Genomic DNA, 3,728 nt, shown 5'->3' on the forward strand with positions numbered 1-3,728 from the left:
GATCACCGCCGCGTCCAGAGGGAAAGAGGAGTAGAGAGTTATGACTTGGAACAAGCAGACCTTGATCAAAATGCTGATGACGGCCGTGAGCGGGGCAGCTGTTGTCAGCGCATCGCTTCCGGCCAGGGCGGCTGAGCCCATCACCTTGCACGCCTTGATGGAGGACGTGCCGGAAACCAAGATCATTGAAGCGCTGTTGCCCGAATTCGAGAAGCAGACCGGCATCAAGGTCGAGTTTGAGAAGATCGGCTATCCTGACATGCACGACAAGCTGGTGTCGCAGCTGACCGCGCCGCAGAGCTACTACAATGTGCTCGAGGTCGACTTCCTGTGGGCCGGCGAATTTCCGGCGGCCGGCTGGCTGGCCGACCTGAAACCCTTCGTCGAGAAATCCAAATACGATCTGAGCCCCTTCATTCCCTCGACGCTTGACCTGCTCGGCCGAACCGAGGACCAGCTGTTCCTGGTGCCCATGTACAACTACTCGATGGGCCTCCTCTACCGGAAGGACCTGATCGGCGACGAGAAGCTCAAGGCCGCCTACAAGACGGCAACCGGCAAGGAGCTCGCTTTGCCGACGACGCTCGAAGATTATGTGGCGATTTCCAAATTCATGAAGGCCAATGCCGGTGTCGCCGGGGCCGCGATGCAGGGCCAGCGCGGCGATCCCAACAGCATGGAATTCTCCAACTACCTGTTCTCCGCCGGCGGCAGCTATCTCAATGCCGACGGCAAGGCGAGCCTCGACACGGCAGAGGCCAAGAAGGCGCTCGATCTCTATGTCGACAATCTCCAGCACGGCGCCCAGCAGGGTGCCGTGTCGGCCACGCTCGACGACACCATGCGTCTGATGTGCAGCGGTTCCGCCTTCAGCATGGTCACCTATTGGTGGATGCTGCCGCAGATGGACGATGCCGTGAAGTGTCCGACGGTCGCCGGCAAGGTCGGCCTGTCGGTGATGCCGGGCGGCCATGGCGAGAGCGGCGGTTGGGGCTGGGGCATTCCCAAGAACACGTCGCCGGAAGAGCAGGAAGCCGCCTGGACCTTCATCCAGTGGGTGCAGAGCAAGGATGTTTCGGTGAAGCGCGCGCTCGAGGGCCACGCGCCCGTGCGCAGCGATGTCTATGCCGATGCGGCGGTGCTGGCGAAATATCCCTTCTACAAGACCGCCCAGGATGTGGTGGCGACCGGCAAGTCGTTCCCGATCTTCACCTATTCGGCGCAATACGAGGATCTGCTCGGTACCCAGCTTTCGCTGGCGGCTGGCGGCCAGGCGACATCGGACGCGGCGCTGAAGGCAGCTTCCGACGGCCTGCAGGGGCTCCTCGACAAATAGCGGTCCGGCTCGGCAAGGAGACCCGGCGCGGCGATGTCAGCCGCGCCGGATTTTCCAGACCCCGGATCTTGACGAGATCAGCAACGCCACCCCGACCAAGGCTCGGCCACGATGCACAATGCGATCAAAAAAGGATGGGCTGCCCGTGGCCGCGAGTGGCGGACCGGCTGGGCCTTTGCCTTGCCCGGCCTGCTGCTGCTGGCGATCGTGATGGGCTTTCCCCTGGCCTATGCCTGCATCCTCTCGATCTCCTCGATGACCTTGATCAAGCCGCAGCTCCTGCCGCTTGTCGGGTTCAAGAATTTCGCTTCGATGATCGGCGATGAGCTGTTCTGGAACGCGCTCTGGCTCACCGTGCGCTATTCGGCGGTGACCGTGGTCGGCGAATTCGTGATCGGGCTCGGCATTGCCCTGATGCTCAACCGGACGGTCCGGATGAAGCCGGTCTATTTCGCGGTTCTGACCATTCCCATGGCGATGTCGCCGATCAGCGTCGCCCTGATCTGGCGCATGCTGCTCCAGCCCAATCTCGGCATCGCCAATCATCTCATGGAGATATCAGGCCTGCCGCGCCTCGACTGGCTAGGCACGCCAGGCATGGCACTCTGGACGATGGCGGCGATCGACATCTGGCAGCAAATGTCCTTCGTCGTGCTGATCCTCGCCGCGGGGCTCGCCGCTTTGCCGCGCGATCCCTATGAGGCTGCTGAAGTGGACGGCGCGCGCGGCTGGCAGCAATTCCTCTACATCACGCTGCCGATGCTTCGGCCGGTCGCGGCGATCACCATCATCATCCAGCTGATCAACGAATTCCGGACCTACGATCTGCCCTATGTCCTGACCAAGGGCGGGCCGGGCAACGCGACCGAAGTGCTGAGCTTCTTTGCCTATCGCCGTGCCTTTCTCGGCCTTTCGCTCAACGAAGGCGCGGCAGCCGCGTTCGTGCTGCTGCTGATCGTGCTTCTGCTCACCGTGATCTTCTTCGCCGTCCTCGAACGCTCGCAATCGGGAGAGGGCCGGAAGTAGGGTTGTTAAGCCTTGCGCAATCTATGCGGCCTATCCTGGCCTGCAGATTGTCGAGGGAACATGAAACGCAAGCCGCTCCTGCTTTTCGCCTTTCCGTTTCTCATTCTGGCGGTCCTGGCAGGGGAGCGCATGGCGACCTTGTTGCTGGGCATCTATCCAGCCAGCCCCACCGCATGGTGGCTATGGCTTGAACTGCGCCCCTTGTCGACGGTGCTTTGGCAGCAGGTGGATGTCTGGCTGGGCGGTTCCATGGCTTTCGAAGCCGCTATCCTTGCCGCCGCATCGATCGTCTGCTGGATGGCGTGCCACGCCAAGCGGTCGGCTTTCTTCTTCCTCGCCAACCATATCGCCCTGATTTTCGCCGGGCTGATGATCGCGGTCGGCAGCCATTCGGAAACGGCAAGCACGATTGCCGAATTCACGTCGCCCAAGGGTCTTCCCTATTCGCTGGCCGTCGATTTCACCTTCAAGAACAGCTTGGTGCTGCTTTTGGGCTTCGTGGCCTGTGCCTACTGCCACATCGCCTTCCTCACCGAGGCGCGGGAGCGGTCCGTCCGGGCCATCCGCATCCTGGCGCTGCAGCGCGATCTCTAGATCGTTCGCCACTTACACCTTGCACGATCCGGGCTCTGCTGGGTCTAGTTGATCCGGCGGTAATAGACCTTGCCGTCGGGCTGCTGGATGCGCTGGTAATTGGAGCTGGGAGCAGGGGGCGACGCCGATGCGATTCTCCTCCTGGGTGCGGGCGCTTCGATGACGCCGGGTTCGCTCGCGCTCTCGCCGCCGAGGGCTTCGGGCGCTTGCGCCAGCGTGCTGGTGGCGATTTCGGACGGTTCTTCCACGCCCGGCATGGCCTCGCCGCCGGCGACCGGCATAGTCTGCCCAAGCCGGGCAATGCTGGCATCGATCTCGTTGAAGCTGCCTTGCAACTGGCTGTCCAGTTTCTCGAACCGGCTCTGAAAACCGTTGTTGACCGTGTCGAGCCGGGCTGCGATCCGCTGCTCGAATGCGCCGAGCTGCTCCAGCCGCGCCTCGACGAAACGCAGGTCGCTCATGCCCCGATAGAGATAGACCGCGGCCGCCATGTTGACTGCGGTGATCAGAAGCGCGCCGCCGGCGACGATGACGGCGATCGTCTTTGCCTTGCTGGGTTTCCCGGCGGCAGCCGGTTCGCGCTGTTCCTGGTTTCCGATATCGATCGCCGGCATGTCCGGTTCGCTGATCATCGTCATTGGACCACCACCTTTGCGCCGACCGCGACGCGTTTGAAAAGATCGATCACATCCGTGTTGGTGAGGCGAAAACAGCCCGATGTCCCGTCGAAGCCGACACCCGACGGGTCGTTGGTGCCGTGTATGCGGTAGAG

The 3,728-nt window shown here is 62.4% G+C and carries 6 protein-coding genes; 3 read left to right on the plus strand and 3 right to left on the minus strand.

The window, feature by feature from the left end; all coding sequences use genetic code 11:
* Window positions 1–186 (minus strand): hypothetical protein (locus tag ENZ74_RS35340; RefSeq protein WP_245471003.1); only part of this gene is annotated, 186 nt, incomplete at its 3' end.
* Between ENZ74_RS35340 and ENZ74_RS25310 the strand changes: the two genes are divergently transcribed.
* From ENZ74_RS25310 to ENZ74_RS25320, 3 genes are all read left to right on the plus strand, one after another.
* The gene (locus ENZ74_RS25310; protein WP_245469110.1) at window positions 158–1,336 is read left to right on the plus strand and encodes a sugar ABC transporter substrate-binding protein; all 1,179 of its coding nucleotides are present in this window, start codon (window positions 158–160) and stop codon (window positions 1,334–1,336) included. The genes ENZ74_RS35340 and ENZ74_RS25310 overlap by 29 nt on opposite strands.
* A 111-nt stretch (window positions 1,337–1,447) precedes the next feature.
* Window positions 1,448–2,362: a sugar ABC transporter permease gene (locus ENZ74_RS25315; RefSeq protein WP_013530273.1), complete on the plus strand. Its 915-nt coding sequence runs from the start codon at window positions 1,448–1,450 to the stop codon at window positions 2,360–2,362.
* Between the two features lie 60 nt (window positions 2,363–2,422).
* The gene (locus ENZ74_RS25320) at window positions 2,423–2,956 is read left to right on the plus strand and encodes a hypothetical protein (protein ID WP_063170086.1); all 534 of its coding nucleotides are present in this window, start codon (window positions 2,423–2,425) and stop codon (window positions 2,954–2,956) included.
* Window positions 2,957–3,000: 44 nt separating this feature from the next.
* Here the strand turns inward: ENZ74_RS25320 and ENZ74_RS25325 are convergent, their stop codons facing one another.
* Together ENZ74_RS25325 and ENZ74_RS25330 are read right to left on the minus strand one after the other, a co-directional pair.
* Window positions 3,001–3,594, minus strand: coding sequence for a hypothetical protein (locus tag ENZ74_RS25325; RefSeq protein ID WP_013530275.1), 594 nt, complete (start codon window positions 3,592–3,594; stop codon window positions 3,001–3,003).
* A partial coding sequence (locus tag ENZ74_RS25330; RefSeq protein ID WP_164761197.1) for a L,D-transpeptidase family protein occupies window positions 3,591–3,728 on the minus strand: 138 nt, incomplete at its 5' end. The genes ENZ74_RS25330 and ENZ74_RS25325, both read right to left, overlap by 4 nt.

It is taken from the genome of Mesorhizobium sp. M7A.F.Ca.CA.002.15.2.1, assembly GCF_003998715.1.
In the GTDB taxonomy this organism is placed as follows: Bacteria; Pseudomonadota; Alphaproteobacteria; order Rhizobiales; family Rhizobiaceae; genus Mesorhizobium; species Mesorhizobium ciceri.

Bases quoted from the DNA above. Each gene is read 5' to 3' on its own strand.
- ENZ74_RS25310 (WP_245469110.1), top strand. From the start codon at position 158: ATGGAGGACGTGCCGGAAACCAAGATCATTGAAGCGCTGTTGCCCGAA.
- ENZ74_RS25315 (WP_013530273.1), top strand. From the start codon at position 1,448: ATGCACAATGCGATCAAAAAAGGATGGGCTGCCCGTGGCCGCGAGTGG.
- ENZ74_RS25320 (WP_063170086.1), top strand. From the start codon at position 2,423: ATGAAACGCAAGCCGCTCCTGCTTTTCGCCTTTCCGTTTCTCATTCTG.
- ENZ74_RS25325 (WP_013530275.1), bottom strand. From the start codon at position 3,594: ATGACGATGATCAGCGAACCGGACATGCCGGCGATCGATATCGGAAAC.